Here is a 23777-nt window from a genome sequence, read left to right on the forward strand (position 1 = left end):
CAGATTCATCGGCGCAATATCCAGCGCACTACTCACTCGGCAAGATATTCAGCGCAATCGAGATGGCGCGCATTCTAGCGCCGACTCCGATCATCCCCGCAGCGGCGCGCAGCACAGACCGCACATTCGATCAGCGACAGGAGACACAGTGGCCATTTACAAGCTCGGCGAGCACGCCCCCAACATTCACGAAAGCGTGTTTCTCGCGGATAACGCGACCATCATCGGCCGCGTGACGCTGGAGGAAAATGCGAGCGTCTGGCCGGGCGCGACGCTGCGCGGCGATAACGAGCCGATTCGCGTCGGGCGCGACTCGAACGTGCAGGAAGGCGCGGTGCTGCACGCCGATCCGGGCTATCCGCTGAACATTGGCGAAGGTGTCACGGTCGGCCATCAGGCGATGCTGCACGGCTGCACGATCGGCGAAAACACGCTGATCGCCATTCAGGCGGTGGTCTTGAATGGTGCGGTCATCGGCCGCAACTGTCTGGTTGGCGCGGGCGCGCTGGTCACCGAAGGCAAGGTGTTTCCGGACAATACCGTGATTCTCGGCTCGCCCGCGCGGGCGGTGCGTCAGGTCACGGAAAGCGATATCGCCCGAATCCGCGCGTCCGCGGCGAGTTATACGGATCGGCGGGAATTTTATAAGGCGCAGCTCGTGCGCATCGGCTGAAATCGGCTGATGAAACCCGAGCGAAGCATCGACACCAAGGAAGAGTTGTGAACGACCAGTTGCAAAAATTCATGTTCAACGCAGCGCCCGTGCGCGGCGAGATCGTCTCGCTGCGCGACACGTGGCAGGAAGTGCTCGCGCGCCGTACGTATCCGTCCGCCGTGCGCAACGTACTCGGCGAGATGATGGCCGCGTGCGCACTGCTGTCGGCGAATCTCAAGTTCGACGGCACGCTCGTCATGCAGATTTACGGCGATGGCCCGGTGAAGATGCTGGTCGTACAGTGCAATTCGGACCTGTCGCTGCGCGCGACGGCCAAGCTTGCCGAAGGCGTGGAAGATCAGCTCGACGGCGAAGTATCGCTGCCGGATCTGCTGAATCGTCACGGCCAAGGACGCTGCGTCATCACGCTCGATCCGGCGAACAAGAAGCCGGGACAACAGCCGTATCAGGGCATCGTGCCGCTGTCCGGCGAGCACGGCCCGCTTTTGTCGATGTCGGAAGTGCTCGAACAGTACATGCACCACTCCGAGCAACTGGACACGCGCATGTGGCCCGCGGCGGACACCGACCGCGCGGTCGGCATGCTGCTGCAAAAGCTGCCGGGCGATGGCGGCATCGTCCCGCATCCCGGCGAACATGACGCGGATACGTGGCAGCGTGTGTGCCATCTCGGCAGCACGCTTTCGAATGAAGAATTGCTCAAGGAAGAACCGGAGACGGTGTTCAAGCGGCTGTTCTGGCAGGAGAACGTGCAGCATTTCGAGCCGGCGCAGGCGCGGTTCCAGTGCACGTGTTCGCGTGAGAAGGTCGGCGGCATGCTGAAGATGCTAGGACGCGAGGAAGTGGACAGCGTGATCGCGGAGCGTGGCGGTGTGGAAGTGCACTGCGAGTTCTGCAATCAACGTTATGACTTCGATCCGGTCGATGTCGAGCAACTTTTTGTATCGAAAGAACTCTCACAGGGAGTGAGTCCGGCGGCCGACCAGCGGCATTGATCCACGGAAACGAACGCCCGGCGCGCTATGATTGGATTCCTGATTAGTTTGTCCGGCGCGCCGGAGGTCGTAACCATGAAAACCGCATCATTGAACTGGAAACTGGGCGCTTGCATTGCAAGCGCCGCGCTCGTCACCGGTTGCGCGATGGACCCGCCCGGTCCATCGCCTATCTACAGCCGTCTGCCGAATACGCCTGTTCCGCCGCAGCAAACGCTGACGCCCGAGCAGGAGATGCAGCGCTATAACGCGATCGATAAACAAGCGCTGGCGGAATCGCAGAAAGCCGCGCAAATGGGCAACGACGCGAAAATGATGTCGAACTACTACACGCCGCCGGTCAATGTGTACGGCGGTTACTCCAGCGGTGGCTGGGGCGGCGGTCCTTACTGGGGCACGGGCGTGGGATTCGGCACCTGGTGGTAAATACGCGAGACGCGTAAAAGCAAAAAAGCGCAGCCGATACCGACTGCGCTTTTTTTATCCCATCACGACTTTCACTGCTGCTTCTTCCTCGCCTCAGCCGCTTTTTCCTTCTGCGCTTTCTTGTCCAGATCGCGCAATTCCTGCTTCGAACGCGATACCGGATTCGGCACCACCCGCAACGGCGCCGCCGATACCTGCCCGCGCGTCGAGCTATTCATGCCCGGCACGTTCGCCGAATTCACCGGCGCAGTCGAATTAGGCGCGACGAACTGCACGAACACCTCGCTGTCCTTGACCATGCCCATTTCATAACGGGCGCGTTCTTCGATAGCACTGGTGCCGCTCTGCAAATCCTGCACTTCGCCTTGCACGCGTTCGTTGCGCAGCTTGAGGGTGTTGTTCTTGTCGCTCTGTTGCGCGAGTTGCTGCTGCAATTCGTGCACGCGCAGCCAGCCGCCATGACCCCACCAAAGCGGATATTGGATGACTGCGAGCAACGAAATCAAGACGACTGTGACGAGCCGCATTCGAGTAGCCGAAAGAAGCGCCGCCTGCGGCAAACAAACCACGGGCGGCGGGCTGAAAAATAGGACCAGACGATGTCCTTATCGACCAAAGCGGCGGAAGCTTTAGCGTACTTAACGCAGATTATAAAAAGCCGACTTGCCGGGATAGCTGGCGATATCACCGAGATCTTCCTCGATACGCAGCAACTGGTTGTACTTCGAAATACGATCGCTGCGCGACAGCGAACCGGTCTTGATCTGACCAGCATTCAGACCGACGGCGATATCCGCAATCGTCGAATCTTCCGTCTCGCCCGAGCGATGCGAAATCACCGCCGTATAACCCGCGCGCTTGGCCATTTCGATTGCCGCGAAAGTTTCCGTCAGCGTGCCGATCTGATTGATCTTGATGAGGATCGAGTTGGCAATACCCTTCTCGATGCCTTCCTTCAGAATGCGCGTGTTCGTCACAAACAGATCGTCGCCGACGAGCTGAATCTTCTTGCCGAGTTTGTCGGTGAGAATCTTCCAGCCTTCCCAGTCCGACTCGTGCATGCCGTCTTCGATCGACACGATCGGGAACTTGTCCGCGAGCGTGGCGAGGTAGTCGGCGAATTCGCTCGACGACAGTTGCAGACCTTCGCCGGCCAGTTGGTACTTGCCATCGTGATAGAACTCGCTCGCCGCGCAGTCCAGCGCGAGCAGCACGTCTTCACCGGCGCGATAACCCGCCTTTTCGATAGCTTGCAGAATGGTCGAAAGACACTCGTCGTTGCTGCCGAAGTTCGGCGCGAAACCGCCTTCGTCGCCCACGGCCGTGCTCATACCGCGATCGGCCAGAATCTTCTTGAGCGCGTGGAACACTTCCGCGCCGCAACGCAGCGCTTCGCGGAACGTCGGCTGGCTCACCGGCACGATCATGAATTCCTGGATATCCAGGCTGTTATTGGCGTGCGCGCCGCCGTTGACGATGTTCATCATCGGCACCGGCAGTTGCATAGCGCCCGAACCGCCGAAATAGCGATACAGCGGCAAACCGGCTTCTTCAGCCGCAGCCTTGGCGACGGCCATCGACACGGCGAGCATCGCATTCGCGCCGAGGCGCGACTTGTTTTCGGTGCCGTCGAGTTCGAGCAGGGTCTTGTCGAGGAAAGCCTGTTCCGAGGCGTCGAGGCCCATGATGGCTTCGGAAATCTCGGTGTTGATGTGTTCGACGGCCTTCAGCACGCCTTTGCCGCTGTAGCGGCCAGCTTCGCCGTCGCGCAATTCGATGGCTTCGCGCGAACCGGTCGATGCACCCGACGGGACCGCAGCGCGGCCCATCGTGCCCGATTCGAGCAACACGTCGCATTCGACGGTCGGATTGCCTCGCGAATCGAGAATCTCGCGGCCGATGATATCTACGATAGCACTCATGGTTTCCTCAAGAAATGACGATGAATTCTGTCAGTCACACCGAAGCCGCGCGTACTTGCGGGCTTCGTTCAGACTCTTCGATGACCGCCGGGTTCAGGCCCGAGGATAGCAAACGGTCATGTCGGAATCGGCGATTCAATCGCGATCCGGCATAACTGATAAGCGCCGGGTCGCATCACAATCCAACTCAATCCGTCTCGCATTCGTGGGGAGCGGGCGTATCCGTTTGTGTGGATGCCGCCCTCGTGCGCTGCACGCTCCTTACGTCTCCGATCACTTCACGTGATCTTGCTTCTAATATCTTTCAGTTGCTTCAGGCGAAGTTGTTCTCGAGGAACGGCCCGCTTTTCACCGCACGATCAATGGTGATGAGCGTCTCCAGCAACGCTTCCATGCGATGCAGCGGCACCGCGTTCGGTCCGTCCGACTTCGCGCACGCCGGGTCCGGATGCGTCTCCATGAACAAGCCCGAAATACCGACCGCCACCGCCGCACGCGCCAGCACCGGCACGAATTCACGCTGACCGCCCGAACTCGTACCCTGCCCGCCCGGCAACTGCACCGAGTGGGTGGCATCGAACACGACCGGCGCGTTGGTTTCGCGCATGATCGCGAGCGACCGCATATCCGACACGAGGTTGTTATACCCGAACGACACACCGCGCTCGCACGCCATGAAACGGTCATCAGACAGCCCCGCATCACGCGCCGCGTCGCGCGCCTTGTCGATCACGTTCTTCATGTCGTGAGGCGCGAGAAACTGGCCCTTCTTGATATTCACCGGCTTGCCCGAACGCGCGCAAGCGTGGATGAAATCGGTCTGACGGCACAGGAACGCGGGCGTCTGCAACACGTCCACCACCGATGCCACCGCTTCGATCTCATGCTCCGAGTGCACATCCGTCAGCACCGGCAAACCGAGCTGCTTCTTCACTTCGCCGAGAATGCGCAAGCCTTCGTCCATGCCGAGCCCGCGAAACGACTTGCCCGAGCTGCGGTTCGCCTTGTCATACGACGATTTGTAGATGAACGGAATGCCCAACTTGTCGGTCATCTCTTTCAGACGGCCGGCGACGTCGATGGTCATCTGTTCCGACTCGACCACGCACGTGCCCGCGATCAGAAAGAACGGCTTGTCCAGACCCGCTTCGAAGTGACACAGCTTCATGCCTGCGCTCCTGCAGTAGCCTTGCTCGCCGCGTCCGACGCATTCTCGCCATGCGCATGACTGCGCGCGGCTTCGACGAATGCCTTGAACAGCGGATGCCCGTCACGCGGCGTCGAGGTGAATTCCGGGTGGAACTGCACGCCCACGAACCACGGATGCAGCGATTGCGGCAGTTCCATCATTTCCGGCAAATCCTCGCTCGGCGTCCGCGCGCTGATGATAAGCCCACCGGCTTCGAGCTGGGGCACGAAGCGGTTATTCACCTCATAACGGTGACGATGACGCTCGTTCACATCCGTGCCGTAAATCTTTTCGGCCATCGTGCCGGCCTTGATCGGGCACTTCTGCGAACCGAGGCGCATGGTGCCGCCCAGATCCGATTCTTCGCTGCGCTTTTCGACGCGGCCCGCGCGGTCGTACCACTCGGTAATGAGCGCGACGACCGGGTTCTGCGTGTCCTGATCGAACTCGGTGGAGTTGGCGTCGCTCAATCCGGCGACGTCGCGTGCGAATTCGATCACCGCCAACTGCATGCCGAGACAGATGCCGAGATACGGCGTCTTCGATTCGCGTGCGTAACGGATCGCCTTGATCTTGCCTTCGGTGCCACGACGGCCGAAACCGCCCGGCACCAGCACGGCGTCCAGATGCTTGAGCGCATCCGTGCCTTCGGCGTCGATCTGCTCCGAATCGATATATTCGATGTTGACCTTGGTCGATGTATGAATGGCCGCGTGGCGTAGCGCTTCGATCAGCGACTTGTACGACTCGGTGAGTTCGACATACTTGCCGACCATGCCGATGGTCACCGTGCTCTTCGGATTTTCGAGGCGCTCGACGAGGCTCGACCACATCGACAGATCGGCGGGCGGCGGCGCGAGCTTCAGCTCCTCGCAGACGATATCGTCCAGACGCTGATCGTTCAGCATCTGCGGAATCTTGTAGATGCTGTCCGCGTCCCAAACCGAAATGACCGCGTCTTCGTGCACGTTCGAGAACAACGAAATCTTCTGGCGCTCGTCGTCCGGAATCGGGCGATCGGCGCGGCACAGCAGCACGTTCGGATAGATACCGATTTCGCGCAGCTTCTGCACGCTGTGCTGCGTCGGCTTGGTCTTCAGTTCACCGGCTGTCGCGATGTACGGCACCAGCGTCAGGTGCACGAAGCACGCGCTGTTGCGGCCCATGCGCAGGCTCATCTGACGCGCGGCTTCGAGGAACGGCAGCGATTCGATGTCGCCAACCGTTCCGCCGATTTCCACGATAGCCACGTCCGGCTGACCGCACGTCGCAGCGGCCGCGCCCCGCTCGACGAAGGCCTGAATTTCATTGGTGATATGCGGAATGACCTGCACCGTCTTGCCGAGATACTCGCCGCGGCGTTCCTTGCGGATCACCGATTCGTAAATCTGGCCCGTGGTGAAGTTATTGGCCTTGCGCATCTTCGTGCTGATGAAGCGCTCATAGTGGCCGAGGTCGAGGTCGGTCTCCGCGCCGTCTTCCGTCACGAACACTTCACCGTGTTGAAACGGGGACATCGTGCCGGGGTCTACGTTGATGTAGGGATCGAGCTTGAGGAGAGTGACTTTGAGACCGCGCGATTCGAGGATCGCGGCGAGGGAAGCGGCGGCAATACCCTTGCCGAGGGAAGAAACTACGCCGCCGGTGACGAATACATATTTGGTCATCGCTAGATGCTCGCGGGAAAAACGGATTATACCGTAAAGGAAGGCTCCCACGAAGCGCGCGCGGCGCGTAAATCCGTCACGAACGGTTGTTGTCTGCGGCGGTTATTTCAGAGTATGTCGATGTATGCGGCCCCTTATTTCTGCTTCGACAGCGCGTTGAGCCGCCGCCGTATGGCGTGCGCGGTTTCGATCGGGCGTTCCATCGGGAAAAGGTGGCTGCCGTCCATCCACTCGAAATTTTCCCCGGCGATGCGCCGCGTCATTTCCAGTCCCACGTGCTTCACTTCGCGCGAATGCGTGCCCGCGAGAAAGCCGACCGGCACCGGCGCGCCATGCGCCAGCCGCGCGCCGAGCGTGCCCGGCAGCGTGCGGTAGATCAGATATTCGACGTGTCGATCGAAGGCGAGCGTGCGCGTGCCGTCGGGCTGCGTCTGCGGAATCGCGAAGTCGATGTAGTCGGACAGCATGCGCTCGTCCCAACGCGCGAACGCGGGCTTCGAATGGAAATGACGCCACGCTTCGTCGCGGCTCGCCCAGTGCGTGCGGCGATTTTTCGTGGCTGCGGCAGGCGACAGACGTTCGTCCAGTCCGGTCCATTGCGATACGCGCAACAGCCCGCTTTTCCATCCCGCGATCACGGGGGAATCGATCATCACGACGCCTTTTACCCATTGCGGACGCTTGCACGCCGCGAGCATCGACAGATATCCGCCGAGCGAATGGCCGACCAGCCAGACTTTGCGTTGCGTATCGCTATGACGGCTCATATCGTCGAGAAGCTGATCGACGAGATTCGGCCAGTCGCGCGTGACCGGAAAACGCGGATCGTGTCCATATCGTTCGATGCTGCGGATTTCGTAGTCATCCGCGAGTTCGGCAAAGATCGTGCGATAGGTCGAGGCCGGAAAACCGTTCGCGTGTGAGAAATGGATGATGTCTTTCATTTTTAGTTGTCAGCGATTCATCCAGTAACGCGCGTGGCTTTGTCGGTAGCGCTCCAGCGAAATTTCCGAGCCAATGTCGATGCGCGCCGCGCCGTCTTCGTCGCTGCGGGCGAGCGGGATATCGCGCATTTGATAACGCGCGAACACCGTCGCATTCGGATGATGAAATCGGTTGCGGTAGCCTACCTGAAAAATCGCCGCCAACGGCCCGACAGAATCGAGGAAAGGCTCGGTCGATGATGTGCGGCTGCCGTGATGCGGCACGATCAGCACATCGGCGTGTAACGCGGCTTTGTCGCGCGCGATGAGCGTGCGTTCGACGTCGGCTTCGATATCGGCGGTGAAGAGTGCCGAGCGTCCGGATGCGCTGGTTGCCTTCATCACGCAGGCTTGGTGGTTCGGCGAGCCTTCGAGCGGGCCAGCGTCTGGCCAGAGGATTTGGAAGTCCACGCGGTCCCATGTCCAGTGTTGGCCTGCTACGCAACGAATGACGTCCGCGCCGTGTGTGCGAGCATCGGACCAAAGTGCGTTAGCCGCCGGAAGCGACGCGAGCAGTTGCTTCACGCCGATGCTCTCAAGCACAGCAGGCGCGCCACCTGAATGATCCGAATCGGAATGGCTGATGAGCATGGTATCGAGCGTATTCACGCCCGCCGCCAGCAGATACGGCGCGGTGATGCGCTCGCCCGCATGCGTCGATTCGGGGCCGGGACCGGCATCGAATAGCAAGGCGTGGTGCGCGGTTTGGACCACAAGCGCCGAGCCTTGGCCGATATCGAGCGCCGTCACGCGAAAGTCTCCAATCGGCACGGTGTGCGATGCAGGCGCAAGCAGCGGCAACCACGTCAGCGGCGCGGCAAAACGCATCGGCCAGCCGCGCGGGGCCAACGCCCAGATCACGCCGATGCACGCCGCCGCCATCGCCCACGCGCTCGGCTGCGGCAGACGCCACAACGGCGATGCGAGTCGCGAATGCGCGGCGAGATAAGCAAGTGCATCGCAGAGAAGCGAAAGCGCGGCGTGCGCCGCATGGAACGCGATGGCATCGAGCGGTGCGGGCAGCATCAAGCCTGCCAAAACCGCAGGCGTCACGAAGAAACTGACCCACGGAATCGCGAATGCGTTGGCGAGCGGACCGATCAAGGGAATCTGCGAAAACCAATAAACCGTAAGCGGCGCGAGTGCGAGCGTTACGGCATATTGAACGCGGGCGCTTGAACGTATGTGATTGATGAGCTTCGAAGGAACGCGGATCGAAGGCAAGCGCAAAACGTATTTCCTCCGCGCAACCGGTTCGTCATAGTCCACTTCGATACCAACCGACTCGTGCTCGATATCGCGATCCTTCCAGTCGATCTCTGCATCGATATCTTCGAGCGCTTTCGTTGCCTGCCGTCCGCGCGCATCGATCGCATAGAGAATGGCCGCGACCGCGCCGAACGAGAGCCAGAATCCCGGCGATGTCACCGCCCACGGATCGGCCAGCAACACGAACGCGAGCGCCCAGCACAGGATCATCGACGATGCCGGACGTCGCCCGCATGCGTACGCGATTGCCACGACGGCGAGCATCCACAACGTGCGTTGCGCGGGCACGTTGAAACCGGCGAGCGCGGCATAGAACGCAGCGAAGATCGCGCCGCCGAGTGCGGCGATTTTCGGCGCGGCGATGAACAACGGCGCATGCCATCGTCGCCACTTCAAGCGCCGCCAGACAAAGCCGCACAGCAAGGCCGCAAGCCCCGCGACAAAGCCGATATGCAGGCCCGAAATCGCGACCAAATGGCTCGTGCCGGTTGCGCGCATCAGCGACCAGTCGGTATCGCTGACGGCGTCTTGTGCGCCGACTGCCAGCGCAATCACGATTCCCCGATGCGGCGCATCGCCCAGCACGTGTTCGATACGCCCACGCATCCGCGCACGCAAGCGATCGATCATCAGCGATGGACCGATCGCATCATGCGAAAGACGCCGCGCGCCGGAGACGTAACCTGTCGCGCGAATGCCGCGTTCAAGCATCGACACTTCCATGTCGCGCAGCAGGAAGTTCGCTTCGCTGTGAGGGCGTTTCAGGCGCGCGTGAAGCTTCCATCTTTGCCCCGCTTCAAGGGCAAAGCCAGGCGCCATCCACGACAACCTCACAATCCGCGGAAAGTCCCGCAAACCCGCATCGTTCGATTCGACTTCGAAGAGAAAACGCGTGCCGTCATCGCCCGGTTCGGGCAGGCCGCGCACGAAGCCCGTCAACGCGATTTCGCGCTGTTCGTAAGCGACAGGAAGATGCGGCGTCAGCCTGAGATCGGCGCGCCACGCGGCATAAGAGAAACCGAAAACACACGCAGCCGCGATAACGGCGAAAGCGTATTGGCGGAAAAACAATACGCAAAGACAACACGTCGCGCAGAAATAAACCGAAGGCAAACTCGCCTGCTGCTGCAAGCACCACACGCCGAACGCAAAACCCAACAACACAGCACGCACACGCCCTCTCTCCAAACCATTCAGGAGAGACGATTATGCGGACGTACTCGCCAGCCGTGGCAGCGCGGCAAGCGCATTAGCCGTTGTGCCTAGGGAAAGCGCGTGCTCGTCGATACCGCGCAATTCCGCCAGCACCTTCGCAATCGCGGGCACCTGATCGGGCGTGTTGCGGCCTTTATAGCGCCAAGAAGGCGCGATATCCGGCGCATCGGTTTCGAGCACGATCGAATCGAGTGGTAAATCAGCCGCCAGACGCCGTATCTGCCGCGCCCGTTCGAAGGTCAGATTGCCGCCAAACCCAAGCCGCATGCCCTGCGCGATAAACGCTTGCGCCTGCTGAAAACTGCCGTTGAACGCATGCGCGATACCGCAATGAATATCGTGCACGCGCAGCCCTTTCAGCACTTTGTCCTGCGATTTGCGCACATGGCAAATCACCGGCAGGCCAAATTGTCGCGCAAGCTTAAGCTGTTCGTTATAGAAAAATTTCTGGCGGGCATCGTCGAGCGTCGGCACGAAATAATCCAACCCGATTTCGCCGATACCAACGAACCGCGGATCATCCATACTCGCTTCGATTTCCTCACGCAGAACGCGCAGGTCGTCATCGGTGGCGCGCGGCGTGAACAGCGGATGAATGCCAAGCGCATACGCTCCGCCCTCGATCCGATGCGCCAACTCACGCACGGTCGCGAAGTTCGCGCGCTCCACGCCCGGAATCACGATGCGATCCACGCCCGATCGAAGCGCGTCCTGAGCTACGGCGTCACGGTCGGCGTCGAACTCGCCTGCATCGAGATGGCAGTGTGTATCGATCCACATGACGCACCTCGACAGGAAGACGACGTTAGACGGGAACCGGCGGCTCTTCGTGCAACACGCCGTCGCGCAGACGCATGACGCGGTCGCAGCGCGCGGCGATATCGGCATCGTGCGTGACGATCACGAAGCTCGTGTTCAGCGTCTGCGATAACTCCATCATCAGATCGAAGACATTGTCCGCGGTGCCGGTATCGAGATTGCCAGTGGGTTCATCGGCGAGTACGCAGGCGGGATGCGTGACCAGCGCGCGCGCAATCGCCACGCGCTGGCGCTCGCCTCCCGACAACTCGCCCGGCCGATGCTTCGCCCGATGCCCGATGCCCACACGCTCCAGCATCACCAATGCCTCCTTGCGCGCCGCCTCTTCCGACATGCGGCGGATGCGCAGCGGCATCGCGACGTTATCGAGCGCGGTGAATTCCGGCAGCAGATGGTGAAACTGATACACGAAGCCGAGCGCGCGATTACGCAACTCGTTGCGCTCCTTTTCCTTCAGCTCCGTGAACGGCTTGCCGAGCAGCGAGACCTTGCCGGCGCTGGGTTCATCGAGTCCGCCGAGCACGTGAAGCAGCGTGCTCTTGCCCGAACCGGACGCGCCGACGATCGCCAGCTTTTCGCCGCGCCGCACGGCCAATTGCGCGTTGTTCAACACCTGCACGTTGAAGCCGCCCTGCACGAACGTCTTCGATACCGACGTCGCGTGCAGAACAATATCGTTCTCTTTCATATCACTCGGGTTACTCATAGCGCAGCGCCTCCGCCGGGCGCACCTTCGCGCCGCGATAGCTCGGATAGAGCGTTGCCAGCGACGACAGCAGGAATGCGATCACGCCGATCTTCGCGACATCGCCCGGCACGAGTTCGGACGGCAGTTCGCTGATGAAGTACACCGACGGCGGCAGGAATTGCACATGGAACAATTGTTCGATCATCGGCACCAGCCACGGAATGCTCCATGCGATCAGACAGCCGAGCGTGACACCAATCGCCGTGCCGATAAAACCGATCGTCACGCCTTGCACCACGAATATTTTCATGATGGAACCGGGCTGCGCGCCGAGCGTACGCAAGATGGCGATATCGGCTTGTTTGTCCGTCACGGTCATGACCAGCGACGAGACCAGATTGAACGCCGCCACCGCAATGATCAGCGTCAGGATGATGAACATCATGCGCTTTTCGATCTGCACGGCGGAGAACCAGGTCTTGTTCTGCTGCGTCCAGTCGCGCAGGTATAAGTCGCCCGAAAGCGTATGCGCGAGTTGGCGCGTGACTTCGGGCGCGCGCTGCATGTCTTTAAGACGTAAGCGCACGCCGGTCGGCGCGGGCAATCGGAACAGCGCTTCAGCGTCTTGAATGGAGATGAGCGCGAGCGTCGAATCGTATTCATAGTGGCCGGATTCGAAGATGCCGACCACGGTGAACTGCTTCAGACGCGGCATCATCCCGGCTGGCGTGATGGTGCCTTCGGGCGCGACGAGCGTGATCTTGTCGCCGTCCATCACGCCGAGATTGGTGGCGAGATCGCGTCCGAGCACGATGCCGAATTCGCCCGCCTTCAGGTTATTGAGCGACCCGGCGCGCATTTCCTTGCCAATATCCGACACCTGCGGCTCCAGCGACGGCTCCACGCCGCGCAAGGCCACGCCACTCACCGCGCCCTGACGCGTAAGCAGCGCCTGCGCTTCGACATAGGGCGCAGCGCCGATCACCTCCGGATTCTTGCGCGCTTCCTGCGCGGTGAGTTGCCATTGGGGCATCGAACCGGTCGGCGAGAAGATTTCGACGTGCGCGAGCACCGACAACATGCGGTCGCGCACTTCCTTCTGAAAACCGTTCATCACGGAAAGCACGACGATCAGCGCCGCGACGCCGAGCGCGATGCCGGACATCGATACGAGCGCGATAAAGGAAATAAAACCGTTACCAGTCGTGCGTTTGCTGGCGCGCGTGTAGCGCCAGCCGATCTGCCATTCGTACGGGAGTTTCAAGCGAATCCTTGTCTCTGCGGTGACTGCGTCGTTTCTTTCGATACGCGGCGGCTTGCGCAATGGATGCGCGTCGTGGCAAGACGACGCATCAAAGGCATGGCCGAATGCGAAATTTGCGAAAGTTTGCCATATGTGGCGAACATCACGTCATATCGGATGAGAATCGGCACGCTTTCGTGCTTCAGGAAAAGGACCGCCGCAGCGCCGATCACACCCGCCGCTTTGCCCTACAATGCCGACCATGCCCGCCGCCGACCTTCACCTTCTTCTCCCCTTTTCCCTGCCCTCGGCCGCCGATGCCGCCACCGCCCTGCACGGACTGCAAAGCCCGGCGCTCGACCGCTTGCTCGCCCGCGCGACGTTGGTCGAACGCGTGATCGGCGAGGATTTTCAGCGCACGCTGCCGCACGAACGCTGGATCGCGCGCAGCTTCGGCGCGGTCACGCCCGCCGATCAGCGTTATGCCGATGACGCCCCGCTCGCGCCCTTCATGCTGCTCGCCGATGGCGGCACGCCCGGCGATGCGTCGTGGGCCTGCATCGAACCGGTTCACGTGCGGATTGCGCACGATCACCTCGTTCTGATCGATCCGGACACGCTCGGCGTGCGCACCGAAGAAGCGCGCGCGTTGTTCGAAGCGGCGCGGCCGGTGATCGAAGATATGGGCGTGACATTGCAAGCGCCGACGCCGTTGCGCTGGTATGTATCGGGCGAAAAACTCGGCGCGCTGGCGGGTGCATCGCCGTTGCGGGCGACGGGGCGCAATATCGAAATCTGGCTGCCGCACGAAGCGCGCACCGGCGAACGCTCGCGCGCGTGGATGAAGCTGCAAAACGAAGTGCAGATGGCGTGGTTCGAGCATCCGCTGAACGTCGAACGCGAGTCGCGCGGCCTGCCCGCGATCAACTCGATCTGGCTGCACGCGCAAGGCACGCTGCGCCCTGTCACCGGCGTCTACAACCACGTCATGTCCGATGCCGCCGCCACGCGCGGTCTGGCGCTCGCGTCGGGCGTGACGCCGTCGTCGCCGGTGGAATCGTATGCGGCGTTTGCGAAAGCCGATCCCGAAGGCGCGACGCTGATCGAACTCGATCCGTTCTCTGCGCCGTTCATCGAACAGGATTGGGCGCGCTGGAATCAGGCGCTGCGTGAACTCGAAGCCGCGTGGTTCGCGCCCGCGCTGCAAGCGCTCACCAACGGCACGCTCGGCAAACTCGGCCTCACGCTCTGCGGCGATACCGGTTCGGTCACGCTCACCATCACACGCGCGGACTTGCGCAAGTTCTGGCGTCGCCGGCCGATCGCCGCACTTTTCATCGAATAAGGTTGTTTTGATATGACGCGAATCGTCACCCGCGCCTCCTCTCCCGCCGATGCCGAAGCACTCGCGCGCCACGGTCTGCATCCTGTTATCGCACGTTTGTATGCCGCGCGCGGCGTGACTTCGCCCGATGAAGTCGAAACGGAATTCAAGCGCCTCCATGCGCCCGTCGCGCTCAAAGGCTGCGAAGACGCCGCCGTCGTGCTCGCGGATGCGCTCGCCGCGAACAAGCGCATGCTCGTCGTCGCCGATTACGACTGCGACGGCGCGACCGCGTGTGCGGTGGCCGTGCGCGGGCTGCGCATGTTCGGCGCGACCATCGATTATCTGGTGCCGAATCGCTTTGAATATGGCTATGGCTTGACGCCGGAGATCGTCGAACTGGCGGCGCGCTCGCAGCCGGAACTGCTGATCACCGTCGATAACGGCATCGCCAGTGTGGAGGGCGTGGCGGCGGCGAATGCGCGCGGTATCGAAGTGCTGGTGACCGATCATCACCTTCCAGGCGATGAATTGCCCGCCGCCCGCGCGATCGTCAATCCGAATCAGCCGGGCTGCGCGTTTCCGAGCAAGTGCATCGCGGGCGTCGGCGTGATGTTCTACGTGCTCCTCGCGTTGCGCGCCGAATTGCGCAAGCGCGGCGCTTATGCAGATGGCGCGCCCGAACCGCGACTCGATGGTCTGCTCGACTTGGTCGCGCTCGGCACCGTCGCCGATGTCGTCAAACTCGATTGCAACAACCGCATTCTCGTCGCGCAAGGGCTGAAGCGCATCCGTTCGGGACGCATGCAGCCGGGCATCGCCGCGCTGTTCCGCGCCGCCGCCCGCGATGCGCGCGCCGCCTCCGGCTTCGATCTGGGCTTCGCGCTCGGGCCGCGTCTGAACGCAGCGGGACGGCTGGCGGATATGTCGCTCGGTATCGAATGTCTGACGACAGACGATATCGGCCGCGCGTGGGAACTCGCGCAGCAACTCGACGGCATGAATCGCGAGCGGCGCGAAATCGAAGCGGGCATGCAGCAGCAGGCACTGGCCGAATTGCAGACCTTCGATCCCGGCGAGCGCGCCACGCTCACGCTCTACGATGCAAGCTGGCATCAGGGCGTGATCGGCATCGTCGCGGGACGGCTGAAGGAAAAGTTTCACCGGCCATCGTTTACGTTCGCGCATGCGGACGACAGCGGTACGCTCAGCAAAGGCTCGGGCCGTTCGATTCCCGGCTTCCATCTGCGCGATGCCGTCGATCTCATCTCCAAACGCGAACCCGGTCTGATCCACAAATTCGGCGGCCACGCGATGGCCGCGGGCCTCACGCTCGCCACCGCCGATATCCCGCGCTTCACCGCCGCATTCGAAGCGGTCGGTCGCGAATGGCTCACGGCGGACGCGTTATCGCGCACCATCGAAACGGATGGCGAGCTGGAGGACGCGTACTTCACGCCGCAATTCGTCGAATTGATCGATGCAGCCGTGTGGGGCCAGGGCTTCCCCGCGCCGACGTTTTCCGGCGAATTCGAAGTGGCGTCGCAGGCGCTGGTGAAGGACAAGCATCTGAAGCTGTCGCTGCTGCGCGGACGGCAGCGCTTCAACGCCATCTGGTTCAATCACGTCGATCCGCTGCCGGCGCGCGCGACGGTGGCGTATCGGCTGGTCAGTGATTCGTGGAATGGCGTGGCGCGCGTGCAATTGATCGTGGAACACGCGGGTTAGAAGGCCGCCTCATTGCGTTCGGACAATCCTGATTTTTAGCGAGTGCCCCGGCGTCGGTGAACAGCGCCTTCTAGAATGCTGTCCCCACTTCTCGCAGCTTTCGACGCCATTCTGCTCGCCGATGAACGAACCTAAGCTCAACCTGCGCAACGTCACGCTTTGCGCCGTAGATTGCCTGAACCCGCTGCTCGCCGCGCGGGCGCTTGATATTTCCCGGCAGCATGGCCTCTTCGGCGATACGCTTTTGCTGACCGACCAGCGCCTCGAAGTGAACGCGCGAATCGCGCTGATTCCCTCGATCCGCTCCCGCGAGGAATACAGCGAATTCATTCTGAAACGGCTCGCCGAACATATTCACACGCCGTGGGTTCTGCTCGTTCAATGGGACGGATATGTTTTGAACCCGGCCGCGTGGACAGAAGATTTCTTCGCGTTCGATTATGTCGGCGCACGTTGGCCGCATCGTCCAGACGGCATGAATGTCGGTAATGGCGGCTTCTCGCTGCGTTCAAAACGCCTTCTCGACATTCTGTCGAACGACGATCGTTTCACAGCCGATTCGCAGGCAGTGGAAGATGAACTCATCTGCCGGGAATATCGGCCGTTGCTGGAAAGCGAATATGGAATCCGCTTCGCTACGACATCTTTGGCCGATCGCTTTTCTGTCGAATTTCTGCCGATTTCGGATATCGAATTGGGATTTGCGCCGTCATCGGAACGGCGCTTCGGTTTTCACGGCATTTTTCACCTGGCGCGGTACGCCACGGAAAGCGAACTCGAATATATCGCGGAAAACGCGCACCCCCGAACCGTGCACACCGGCGATTTCGTCTCCTTTTGCGTAGACTGCGCCGAGCAAGAAAAAATGTTGGCGGCGGGCAAAGCTTATTGGCGTCTGCGTCGGTTCCTCAGTGTGGCAGAAATGCAGTCGATCCTCGCCGATAGGGCTGCTCGGTTGTCCCGGCACACGCCCGCCGGCCTCATCGACCGGTTCGAATCGATGCCGCGCGAAGCGCTCACCGCAGCCTGACGCAACACCCGCCCGGCGTGTCATCCGGCGGGCGGCGGCGCTTACCGATCGGCTATAATTGCAGCTTTTTACGAAGCCGAAGATCGACAATGGAAGCGGAACGTCTCAACGCGATCGAAAGCCTTCTGGCCGACCTGCGCCGTCGCGCGGGCGAGCTACGGGGGTATCTTTGACTACGACGCCAAGTCTGCGCGTCTGGCCGAAGTCAACAAGGAACTAGAAGACCCCAACGTCTGGAACGACTCGAAGAACGCTCAGGCGCTCGGTCGTGAAAAGAAATTGCTCGACGGCGTGGTGACCACGCTCACCGATCTCGACAACGATCTGCGCGACGCCAACGATCTGTTCGGGATGGCGCACGAAGAAAACGACGAAGACACGCTGATCGCCTGCGAAGCGGATGCAGACGCGCTCAAAGCACGCGTGGAAGACGTCGAATTCCGCCGGATGTTCTCCAACCCGGCCGATCCGAACAACTGCTTTATCGACATTCAGGCCGGCGCCGGCGGCACCGAAGCGTGCGACTGGGCGTCCATGCTGCTGCGTCAATATCTGCGCTACTGCGAACGCAAGGGCTTCAAGACCGAAGTGCTCGAAGAATCCGAAGGCGATGTCGCCGGGATCAAAAGCGCGACCATTAAGGTCGAAGGCGAATACGCGTACGGCTATCTGCGCACCGAAACCGGCATTCACCGCCTCGTGCGCAAGTCGCCGTTCGACTCGTCGGGCGGGCGTCATACGTCGTTCTCGTCGGTGTTCGTGTACCCGGAAATCGACGATTCGATCGAGATCGAAATCAATCCGGCCGACATTCGCACGGACACGTATCGCGCGTCGGGCGCGGGTGGCCAGCACATCAACAAGACCGACTCCGCCGTGCGTCTGACGCATGCGCCGACCGGCATTGTCGTGCAGTGCCAGAACGACCGCTCGCAGCACCGCAACCGCGCGGAAGCCATGCAGATGCTGAAAGCGCGTCTGTACGAGTTCGAAATGCGCAAGCGCCAGGCCGAACAGGACAAGCTCGAATCGAGCAAGACCGACGTGGGCTGGGGCCATCAGATTCGTTCCTACGTGCTCGACCAGAGCCGCGTGAAGGATCTGCGCACCAGCGTGGAAATGAGCAACACGCGCGCCGTGCTCGACGGCGATCTCGACGACTTCATCAGCGCGAGTCTGAAACAGGGCGTCTAACGCCATCGAACGCGGAGATCGGATCAGATTTCCGCGTTTTTGTTTCGCTCTGCATCGTTTCAAAAAGCCACACATCATCATGACCGAACCGACTCAACCGGGCGCCGCTCCGGAACTGGAAGAGAACCAGATCATCGCCGAGCGCCGCGACAAGCTGCGCGCGCTGCGCGAGCAAGGCGTCGCTTATCCGAACGACTTTCGTCCGACGCATCAAGCCGCCGCCCTGCAAACCGAATACGCCGATACCGACAAGGACGCGCTCGAAGCGACCGCCCTGCCCGTCGCGCTCGCCGGCCGCATGATGCTCAAACGCGTAATGGGCAAAGCGAGCTTCGCCACGGTTCAGGACGGCAGCGGCCAGATCCAGTTCTTCATCACGCCTGCGGACGTCGGCGCGGAAACCTACGACGCGTTCAAGAAGTGGGACCTGGGCGATATCGTCGCCGCCAAGGGCGTTTTGTTCCGCACCAACAAGGGCGAACTGTCGGTGCGATGCACGGAGTTGCGCCTGCTGTCGAAAGCGCTGCGTCCGCTGCCGGACAAGTTTCACGGCCTCGCCGATCAGGAAATGCGCTATCGCCAGCGCTATGTCGATCTGATCGTCACGCCGGAAGCGCGCAAGACCTTCGTCGCGCGCACCAAGGCGTTCACGTCGATCCGCAATTTCATGGCGAAGGCCGAGTTCATGGAAGTCGAAACGCCGATGCTGCATCCCATTCCGGGCGGCGCGGCGGCCAAGCCTTTCGTCACGCATCACAACGCGCTGGATATGCAGATGTTCCTGCGTATCGCGCCGGAGTTGTATCTGAAGCGGCTGATCGTCGGCGGCTTCGAGCGTGTGTTCGAGATCAACCGTAACTTCCGGAACGAAGGCGTATCGCCGCGTCACAACCCGGAATTCACGATGATGGAGTTCTACGCCGCGTACACGGATTACGCGTGGCTGATGGACTTCACCGAATCGCTGATCCGTCAGGCCGCGATCGATGCACTCGGCACCGCGACCATCACGTATCAGGGCCGCGAACTGGATCTGGCGAAGCCGTTCCATCGACTGACCATCAATCAGGCGATTCAGAAGTACGCGCCGCAATACACCGACGAGCAGTTGGGCGACGGCACGTTCATGCGTGCCGAACTCAAAAAGTTCGGTGTCGATACGACGCAGCCCGCGTTCCTCAATGCCGGTATCGGCGCGCTGCAACTGGCGCTGTTCGAAGAGACCGCCGAATCGCAATTGTGGGAACCGACGTATATCGTCGATTACCCGATCGAAGTGTCGCCGCTGGCGCGTGAGTCGGATACGGTGCCGGGCATTACCGAGCGCTTCGAGTTGTTCATCACGGGCCGTGAAATCGCCAACGGCTTCTCCGAGTTGAACGATCCGGAAGATCAGGCCGCGCGCTTCCAGAAGCAGGTCGATCAGAAAGATGCCGGCGACGAAGAAGCGATGTACTTCGACGCCGACTATATCCGCGCGCTCGAACACGGCATGCCGCCGACGGGTGGCTGCGGTATCGGCATCGACCGGTTGGTGATGTTGCTGACCGATAGCCCGAGCATCCGCGATGTGATCCTGTTCCCGCATCTGCGTCGCGAGGACTGAGCACTGCGTTTTGCCAGTAGCGAGAAAGCGCGCCCTTCGAGGCGCGCTTTTTTTCGTCTGCAGGTTTTGTTGTAACTGCTGGTAAATCTTTCAAGGCGGTTTTGCCCGGCAGGACTGGAACGCAAGGCGTTTCAAGGCTGGCATCGGTCGTGCTTTTCTTCGTGCGCTTAGGTTCCGAGGAATTGTTACAAGCGGAAAAAGCGAGAAGTTCGGGTTTCCACCAAAATACGAAGAACAGCGGCATTCCGCCTCGAATGGAGGTTTTAGAAAATGGATAACGGGACCAATAAACTCAGCACGTCGCCCTCTTCTGCTGGCGGCGGTCAGACTTCGCAGCGGCGTTTGCATCCGCTCGTCGCGACGGCGGCGGGCGCGGTGATTGTCGCAAGCCTCGTGGCAACGGCTGCCATGACGGGACTGTTCCCGAAGGCATCGAGCACGTCCGGGCAGAATCCGCAGACGCAGACGGCGGCGGTAGCTCAACAGCCGGTGGTCGATTCGGCAGCGCCCGCCCAGCAGAACGCGGCACAGGCCCAGCAGGAGGCGGCGGCACAGCAACAAGCGGCCGCTCAGGCACAGCAACAGGCGGCGGCACAGCAAGCCGCAGCGCAACAGCAGGCTCAGCAGCAAGCTCAGCAGCAGCCGCCCGCGCAGCCCAACTATGCTCAGCAACAGCAACCGCCTCAGCACGTCGCCGCATGCACGACCTGCGGAACGGTCGAAGCGATTTCAGCGGTGAAGCGTGAAGGCCACGGCACGGGTATCGGCGCAGTCGGTGGCGCGGTGGCGGGCGGTGTCGTCGGTAATCAGTTTGGACGCGGCGGTGGCCGTACGGCAATGACGCTGCTCGGCGCACTCGGCGGGGGTCTCGCGGGTAACTCGGTCGAAAAGCATATCCGCAGCGAAACTGACTATTCGGTGCGCGTGCGGATGGAGAACGGCCATACGCGTTACTTCACGTACAAGAACCCGCCTCCGTTCCAGCAAGGCGAACGCGTGCATATTTCGAACGGTGCGCTGGTTTCGGGTTAAAGACGCGCTGATTAATGCAAAAAAGGCGACGGGTTATCGAAAACCCGTCGCCTTTTTCTTTTCCAGCGCAAAACCAATCAATGATCCCGCTGCGAACTCCGCGCCGGATTTGGCCGTCCACGCGCCGCCAGATAACCCCACCAGATATAGCCCGAGAAGCCATACAGCACGAACAGACAGAACAGCATGACGGGCGGATCGGACGATACGAGCACGAACGCCACCACCACCAGCAACACGCCCGCAAACGGCACGCGATATCGCACGTTCAGCGCCTTGCCGCTATAGAACGGCGCGTTCGATACCATCGTCACGCCCGCATACACGGTCAGCGCGAACGCGACCCACGGCAGCCACACGAGCTTGAGCGGCACGCGATTATCGGTCGCGAGCCACACGAAGCCTGCGATCAGCGCCGCCGCAGCTGGCGAAGGCAAGCCCTGGAAATACCGCTTATCGACCACGCCGACATTCGTATTGAAGCGCGCCAGCCGCAGCGCAGCGCCCGAGCAATACACGAAGGCCGCGAGCCAGCCCCATCGACCGAGGTCCTTCAACACCCATTCGTACATGACCAGCGCCGGCGCAACACCGAACGACACCATGTCCGACAGGCTATCAAACTGCCCGCCGAACGCGCTCTGCGTGTTCGTCATACGCGCGACGCGGCCGTCCATGCCATCCAGCACCATCGCCACGAAAATGGCGATGGCCGCGATCTCGAAGCGCACGTTCATCGCCTGCACCACCGCGAAGAAGCCGCAGAACAGCGCGGCCGTGGTGAACGCATTCGGCAGCAGATAAATGCCACGCTTCTTGAGAAACTGCTGCCGCTTAGCGCGCCGCGTCTCCACAGCGCCCACGTCCTGCACGGCCTTGTTGCGCCGGAACGCGCGCGGCGTCGCTCCGTTGACGCGATTACGGCGCGGTTTGAATGCCGCCATCGAGCCTCCCGCGTTATTCCGCGAATTCAGCGAGGATCGTCGACGAAGCCGACACCTTTTCGCCGATCGACACGCGCGGCCGGCTTCCGACCGGCAGATACACATCGACACGCGAGCCGAAGCGGATAAAGCCGTAGCGCTGACCGCGCGTGAGCGGCTCGCCGTTGTGCACGTAGCAGAGAATGCGTCGCGCGATCAGACCGGCGATTTGCACCGACGTCACCGTATGCCCCGCCGCCGTCTGAATGACAACCGCGTTGCGCTCGTTTTCCGTCGATGCCTTATCGACCGCTGCGTTCAGGTAGGCGCCAGGAAAGTATTGGACCTTGCTGATCGCGCCATCGACCGGCGAACGTTGCGAATGCACGTTGAACACGTTCATGAACACGCTGATCTTCAGCGCGTCGCGGTCGGCGTAGACATCGCGCGTGGTTTCGATCGCGACGATACGGCCATCGGCGGGACAAAGCACGGCGTTGGCTTGCGTAGGAATCGGGCGCGGCGGATCGCGGAAAAACTGTACGACGAAGATCACGATCAGCCAGAAGATCCAGGCGAAGCCGAAGCCGCCCAGCGCTTGCACGAGGATGGCAACGACTGCCGCGATGGCGATGAACGGCCAGCCTTCGCGGGCGATGATCGGATGTGGATAGTTCATGAACGAGTTCTGTGTTTTATAAAAACGGTAGGATAGCAAAAGCCGCCCGGACCTCGATGGCCACGGGCGGCTTTCATATCAGCAAAAACTGTGACTAGCGAAGATTTAGTTCTTCGACTGCTTAGTTTTTGGACTGATCAACCAGCTTGTTCTTCGCGATCCACGGCATCATCGCGCGCAGCTTTTCACCGACCACTTCGATCTGGTGCTCAGCCGTGATACGACGACGCGATTGCAGCGTCGGCGCACCCGCGCGGTTTTCCAGAATGAAGTTCTTCGCGTACTCGCCGGTTTGAATGTCCGTCAGCACGGCCTTCATCGCCTGCTTCGTTTCCGCCGTCACGATGCGCGGACCCGTCACGTACTCGCCGAACTCTGCATTGTTCGAGATCGAGTAGTTCATGTTGGCGATACCGCCTTCATAGATCAGATCGACGATCAGCTTCAGTTCGTGCAGGCACTCGAAGTAAGCCATTTCCGGCGCGTAGCCCGCTTCCACCAGCGTTTCGAAGCCGGCCTTGATCAGATCGACCGTACCGCCGCACAGCACGGCTTGTTCGCCGAACAGATCGGTTTCGGTTTCTTCACGGAAGTTCGTTTCGATGATGCCGGCACGGCCGCCGCCGTTGGCGACAGCGTACGACAGCGCCACGTCACGTGCCGAACCCGTCTTGTCCTGCGCGACCGCGATCAGGTGCGGCACGCCGCCACCGTTCTGATACGTGTTGCGGACCGTGTGGCCCGGTGCCTTCGGCGCGATCATGATGACGTCGAGATCGGCGCGCGGAATCACTTGGCCGTAGTGGATGTTGAAGCCGTGAGCGAAGGCCAGCGCCGCGCCTTGCTTGGCGTTCTCATGCACTTCGTTCTTGTAGACTTCGGCGATCTGCTCGTCCGGCAGCAACATCATGACGACGTCTGCGCCCTTCACGGCTTCGCCCACTTCCTTGACCTTGAGGCCCGCGTTCTCGGCCTTGCTCCACGATGCGCCGCCTTTACGCAGACCAACGGTCACGTTCACGCCGCTTTCCTTCAGGTTCAGCGCGTGTGCATGGCCTTGCGAGCCATAACCGATGATGGTGACTTGCTTGCCCTTGATGAGGGAGAGGTCGGCGTCTTTGTCGTAGAAAACTTTCATGGTGTGTCCTTGATCTTGAAAATGGTTGCGC

The 23777-nt window shown here is 61.2% G+C and carries 21 protein-coding genes; 9 read left to right on the plus strand and 12 right to left on the minus strand.

The genetic code is table 11. The features are described 5' to 3' along the window. Positions 1 to 148: 148 nt before the first annotated feature. The 3 genes from P7F28_RS29055 to P7F28_RS29065 all read left to right on the plus strand — a co-directional run bounded on the left by P7F28_RS29055 (position 149) and on the right by P7F28_RS29065 (position 2097). On the plus strand, positions 149 to 673 hold the full coding sequence (locus tag P7F28_RS29055) for a gamma carbonic anhydrase family protein (RefSeq protein ID WP_277188317.1): 525 nt from the start codon (positions 149 to 151) through the stop codon (positions 671 to 673). Positions 674 to 720: 47 nt separating this feature from the next. Continuing rightward, positions 721 to 1671, plus strand: coding sequence for an Hsp33 family molecular chaperone HslO (gene hslO / locus P7F28_RS29060; protein ID WP_277188319.1), 951 nt, complete (start codon positions 721 to 723; stop codon positions 1669 to 1671). Positions 1672 to 1746: 75 nt separating this feature from the next. Next, positions 1747 to 2097 (plus strand): hypothetical protein, encoded by a 351-nt coding sequence (locus P7F28_RS29065; protein WP_277188320.1) that lies wholly within the window; start codon positions 1747 to 1749, stop codon positions 2095 to 2097. Between the two features lie 71 nt (positions 2098 to 2168). Here P7F28_RS29065 and ftsB read toward each other — a convergent pair whose 3' ends face one another. The 9 genes from ftsB to P7F28_RS29110 all read right to left on the minus strand — a co-directional run bounded on the left by ftsB (position 2169) and on the right by P7F28_RS29110 (position 13113). Then, positions 2169 to 2624, minus strand: coding sequence for a cell division protein FtsB (gene ftsB, locus P7F28_RS29070; protein WP_277188323.1), 456 nt, complete (start codon positions 2622 to 2624; stop codon positions 2169 to 2171). A 111-nt stretch (positions 2625 to 2735) separates the two neighbouring features. Beyond that, positions 2736 to 4019, minus strand: coding sequence for a phosphopyruvate hydratase (gene eno, locus P7F28_RS29075; RefSeq protein WP_277188325.1), 1284 nt, complete (start codon positions 4017 to 4019; stop codon positions 2736 to 2738). 313 nt (positions 4020 to 4332) lie between these two features. Beyond that, positions 4333 to 5187, minus strand: a complete 855-nt coding sequence (gene kdsA, locus P7F28_RS29080; RefSeq protein ID WP_277188327.1) for a 3-deoxy-8-phosphooctulonate synthase — start codon at positions 5185 to 5187, stop codon at positions 4333 to 4335. Further along, positions 5184 to 6875, minus strand: a complete 1692-nt coding sequence (locus P7F28_RS29085; RefSeq protein ID WP_277188328.1) for a CTP synthase — start codon at positions 6873 to 6875, stop codon at positions 5184 to 5186. Before P7F28_RS29085 ends, kdsA begins: the two co-directional genes overlap by 4 nt. 134 nt (positions 6876 to 7009) lie before the next feature. Next, complete coding sequence (locus P7F28_RS29090; RefSeq protein WP_277188330.1) at positions 7010 to 7819, minus strand: alpha/beta fold hydrolase; 810 nt, start codon at positions 7817 to 7819, stop codon at positions 7010 to 7012. A gap of 9 nt (positions 7820 to 7828) precedes the next feature. Continuing rightward, complete coding sequence (locus tag P7F28_RS29095; RefSeq protein WP_277188332.1) at positions 7829 to 10300, minus strand: DNA internalization-related competence protein ComEC/Rec2; 2472 nt, start codon at positions 10298 to 10300, stop codon at positions 7829 to 7831. Positions 10301 to 10333: 33 nt separating this feature from the next. Beyond that, positions 10334 to 11122: a TatD family hydrolase gene (locus P7F28_RS29100; RefSeq protein WP_277188333.1), complete on the minus strand. Its 789-nt coding sequence runs from the start codon at positions 11120 to 11122 to the stop codon at positions 10334 to 10336. Between the two features lie 25 nt (positions 11123 to 11147). Further along, complete coding sequence (lolD, locus tag P7F28_RS29105; protein ID WP_277188334.1) at positions 11148 to 11867, minus strand: lipoprotein-releasing ABC transporter ATP-binding protein LolD; 720 nt, start codon at positions 11865 to 11867, stop codon at positions 11148 to 11150. After that, positions 11860 to 13113: a lipoprotein-releasing ABC transporter permease subunit gene (locus P7F28_RS29110; RefSeq protein WP_277188336.1), complete on the minus strand. Its 1254-nt coding sequence runs from the start codon at positions 13111 to 13113 to the stop codon at positions 11860 to 11862. Before P7F28_RS29110 ends, lolD begins: the two co-directional genes overlap by 8 nt. A gap of 232 nt (positions 13114 to 13345) precedes the next feature. On the opposite strand from P7F28_RS29110, the gene P7F28_RS29115 reads away from it, so the two are divergent. The 6 genes from P7F28_RS29115 to P7F28_RS29140 all read left to right on the plus strand — a co-directional run bounded on the left by P7F28_RS29115 (position 13346) and on the right by P7F28_RS29140 (position 21006). After that, entirely contained in the window at positions 13346 to 14437 is a 1092-nt protein-coding gene (locus tag P7F28_RS29115; protein ID WP_277188338.1) for a regulator, read from the plus strand. A 12-nt stretch (positions 14438 to 14449) separates the two neighbouring features. After that, positions 14450 to 16144: a single-stranded-DNA-specific exonuclease RecJ gene (recJ, locus tag P7F28_RS29120; RefSeq protein ID WP_277188339.1), complete on the plus strand. Its 1695-nt coding sequence runs from the start codon at positions 14450 to 14452 to the stop codon at positions 16142 to 16144. 121 nt (positions 16145 to 16265) lie between these two features. After that, positions 16266 to 17174: a DUF5672 family protein gene (locus P7F28_RS29125; protein WP_277188341.1), complete on the plus strand. Its 909-nt coding sequence runs from the start codon at positions 16266 to 16268 to the stop codon at positions 17172 to 17174. 89 nt (positions 17175 to 17263) lie between these two features. Next, positions 17264 to 18368 (plus strand): peptide chain release factor 2 gene (gene prfB, locus P7F28_RS29130; protein ID WP_277188343.1). Its coding sequence is split into 2 segments (ribosomal slippage): positions 17264 to 17344 and positions 17346 to 18368, totalling 1104 coding nucleotides; the frame shifts between segments, so codons are not numbered across the junction. 79 nt (positions 18369 to 18447) lie between these two features. After that, complete coding sequence (lysS, locus tag P7F28_RS29135) at positions 18448 to 19974, plus strand: lysine--tRNA ligase (protein WP_277188345.1); 1527 nt, start codon at positions 18448 to 18450, stop codon at positions 19972 to 19974. 270 nt (positions 19975 to 20244) lie between these two features. Then, positions 20245 to 21006 (plus strand): glycine zipper 2TM domain-containing protein, encoded by a 762-nt coding sequence (locus P7F28_RS29140; RefSeq protein WP_277188346.1) that lies wholly within the window; start codon positions 20245 to 20247, stop codon positions 21004 to 21006. Between the two features lie 77 nt (positions 21007 to 21083). Here the strand turns inward: P7F28_RS29140 and pssA are convergent, their stop codons facing one another. The 3 genes from pssA to ilvC all read right to left on the minus strand — a co-directional run bounded on the left by pssA (position 21084) and on the right by ilvC (position 23746). Then, positions 21084 to 21950 carry a CDP-diacylglycerol--serine O-phosphatidyltransferase gene (pssA, locus tag P7F28_RS29145; RefSeq protein WP_277188348.1) on the minus strand — a complete coding sequence of 289 codons (867 nt, stop codon included), beginning with the start codon at positions 21948 to 21950 and terminating at the stop codon, positions 21084 to 21086. Between the two features lie 13 nt (positions 21951 to 21963). Beyond that, positions 21964 to 22608: a phosphatidylserine decarboxylase gene (locus tag P7F28_RS29150; protein ID WP_277188349.1), complete on the minus strand. Its 645-nt coding sequence runs from the start codon at positions 22606 to 22608 to the stop codon at positions 21964 to 21966. Between the two features lie 121 nt (positions 22609 to 22729). Beyond that, positions 22730 to 23746, minus strand: coding sequence for a ketol-acid reductoisomerase (ilvC, locus tag P7F28_RS29155; protein WP_277188351.1), 1017 nt, complete (start codon positions 23744 to 23746; stop codon positions 22730 to 22732). Between the last annotated feature and the right edge of the window lie 31 nt (positions 23747 to 23777).

The organism is Caballeronia sp. BR00000012568055 (genome assembly GCF_029439455.1).
Taxonomy (GTDB): domain Bacteria; phylum Pseudomonadota; class Gammaproteobacteria; order Burkholderiales; family Burkholderiaceae; genus Caballeronia.

Bases quoted from the DNA above. Each gene is read 5' to 3' on its own strand.
- P7F28_RS29065 (WP_277188320.1), top strand. From the start codon at position 1,747: ATGAAAACCGCATCATTGAACTGGAAACTGGGCGCTTGCATTGCAAGC.
- ftsB (WP_277188323.1), bottom strand. From the start codon at position 2,624: ATGCGGCTCGTCACAGTCGTCTTGATTTCGTTGCTCGCAGTCATCCAA.
- eno (WP_277188325.1), bottom strand. From the start codon at position 4,019: ATGAGTGCTATCGTAGATATCATCGGCCGCGAGATTCTCGATTCGCGA.
- kdsA (WP_277188327.1), bottom strand. From the start codon at position 5,187: ATGAAGCTGTGTCACTTCGAAGCGGGTCTGGACAAGCCGTTCTTTCTG.
- P7F28_RS29085 (WP_277188328.1), bottom strand. From the start codon at position 6,875: ATGACCAAATATGTATTCGTCACCGGCGGCGTAGTTTCTTCCCTCGGC.
- P7F28_RS29090 (WP_277188330.1), bottom strand. From the start codon at position 7,819: ATGAAAGACATCATCCATTTCTCACACGCGAACGGTTTTCCGGCCTCG.
- P7F28_RS29100 (WP_277188333.1), bottom strand. From the start codon at position 11,122: ATGTGGATCGATACACACTGCCATCTCGATGCAGGCGAGTTCGACGCC.
- lolD (WP_277188334.1), bottom strand. From the start codon at position 11,867: ATGAGTAACCCGAGTGATATGAAAGAGAACGATATTGTTCTGCACGCG.
- P7F28_RS29115 (WP_277188338.1), top strand. From the start codon at position 13,346: ATGCCGACCATGCCCGCCGCCGACCTTCACCTTCTTCTCCCCTTTTCC.
- recJ (WP_277188339.1), top strand. From the start codon at position 14,450: ATGACGCGAATCGTCACCCGCGCCTCCTCTCCCGCCGATGCCGAAGCA.
- P7F28_RS29125 (WP_277188341.1), top strand. From the start codon at position 16,266: ATGAACGAACCTAAGCTCAACCTGCGCAACGTCACGCTTTGCGCCGTA.
- lysS (WP_277188345.1), top strand. From the start codon at position 18,448: ATGACCGAACCGACTCAACCGGGCGCCGCTCCGGAACTGGAAGAGAAC.
- P7F28_RS29140 (WP_277188346.1), top strand. From the start codon at position 20,245: ATGGATAACGGGACCAATAAACTCAGCACGTCGCCCTCTTCTGCTGGC.
- pssA (WP_277188348.1), bottom strand. From the start codon at position 21,950: ATGGCGGCATTCAAACCGCGCCGTAATCGCGTCAACGGAGCGACGCCG.
- P7F28_RS29150 (WP_277188349.1), bottom strand. From the start codon at position 22,608: ATGAACTATCCACATCCGATCATCGCCCGCGAAGGCTGGCCGTTCATC.
- ilvC (WP_277188351.1), bottom strand. From the start codon at position 23,746: ATGAAAGTTTTCTACGACAAAGACGCCGACCTCTCCCTCATCAAGGGC.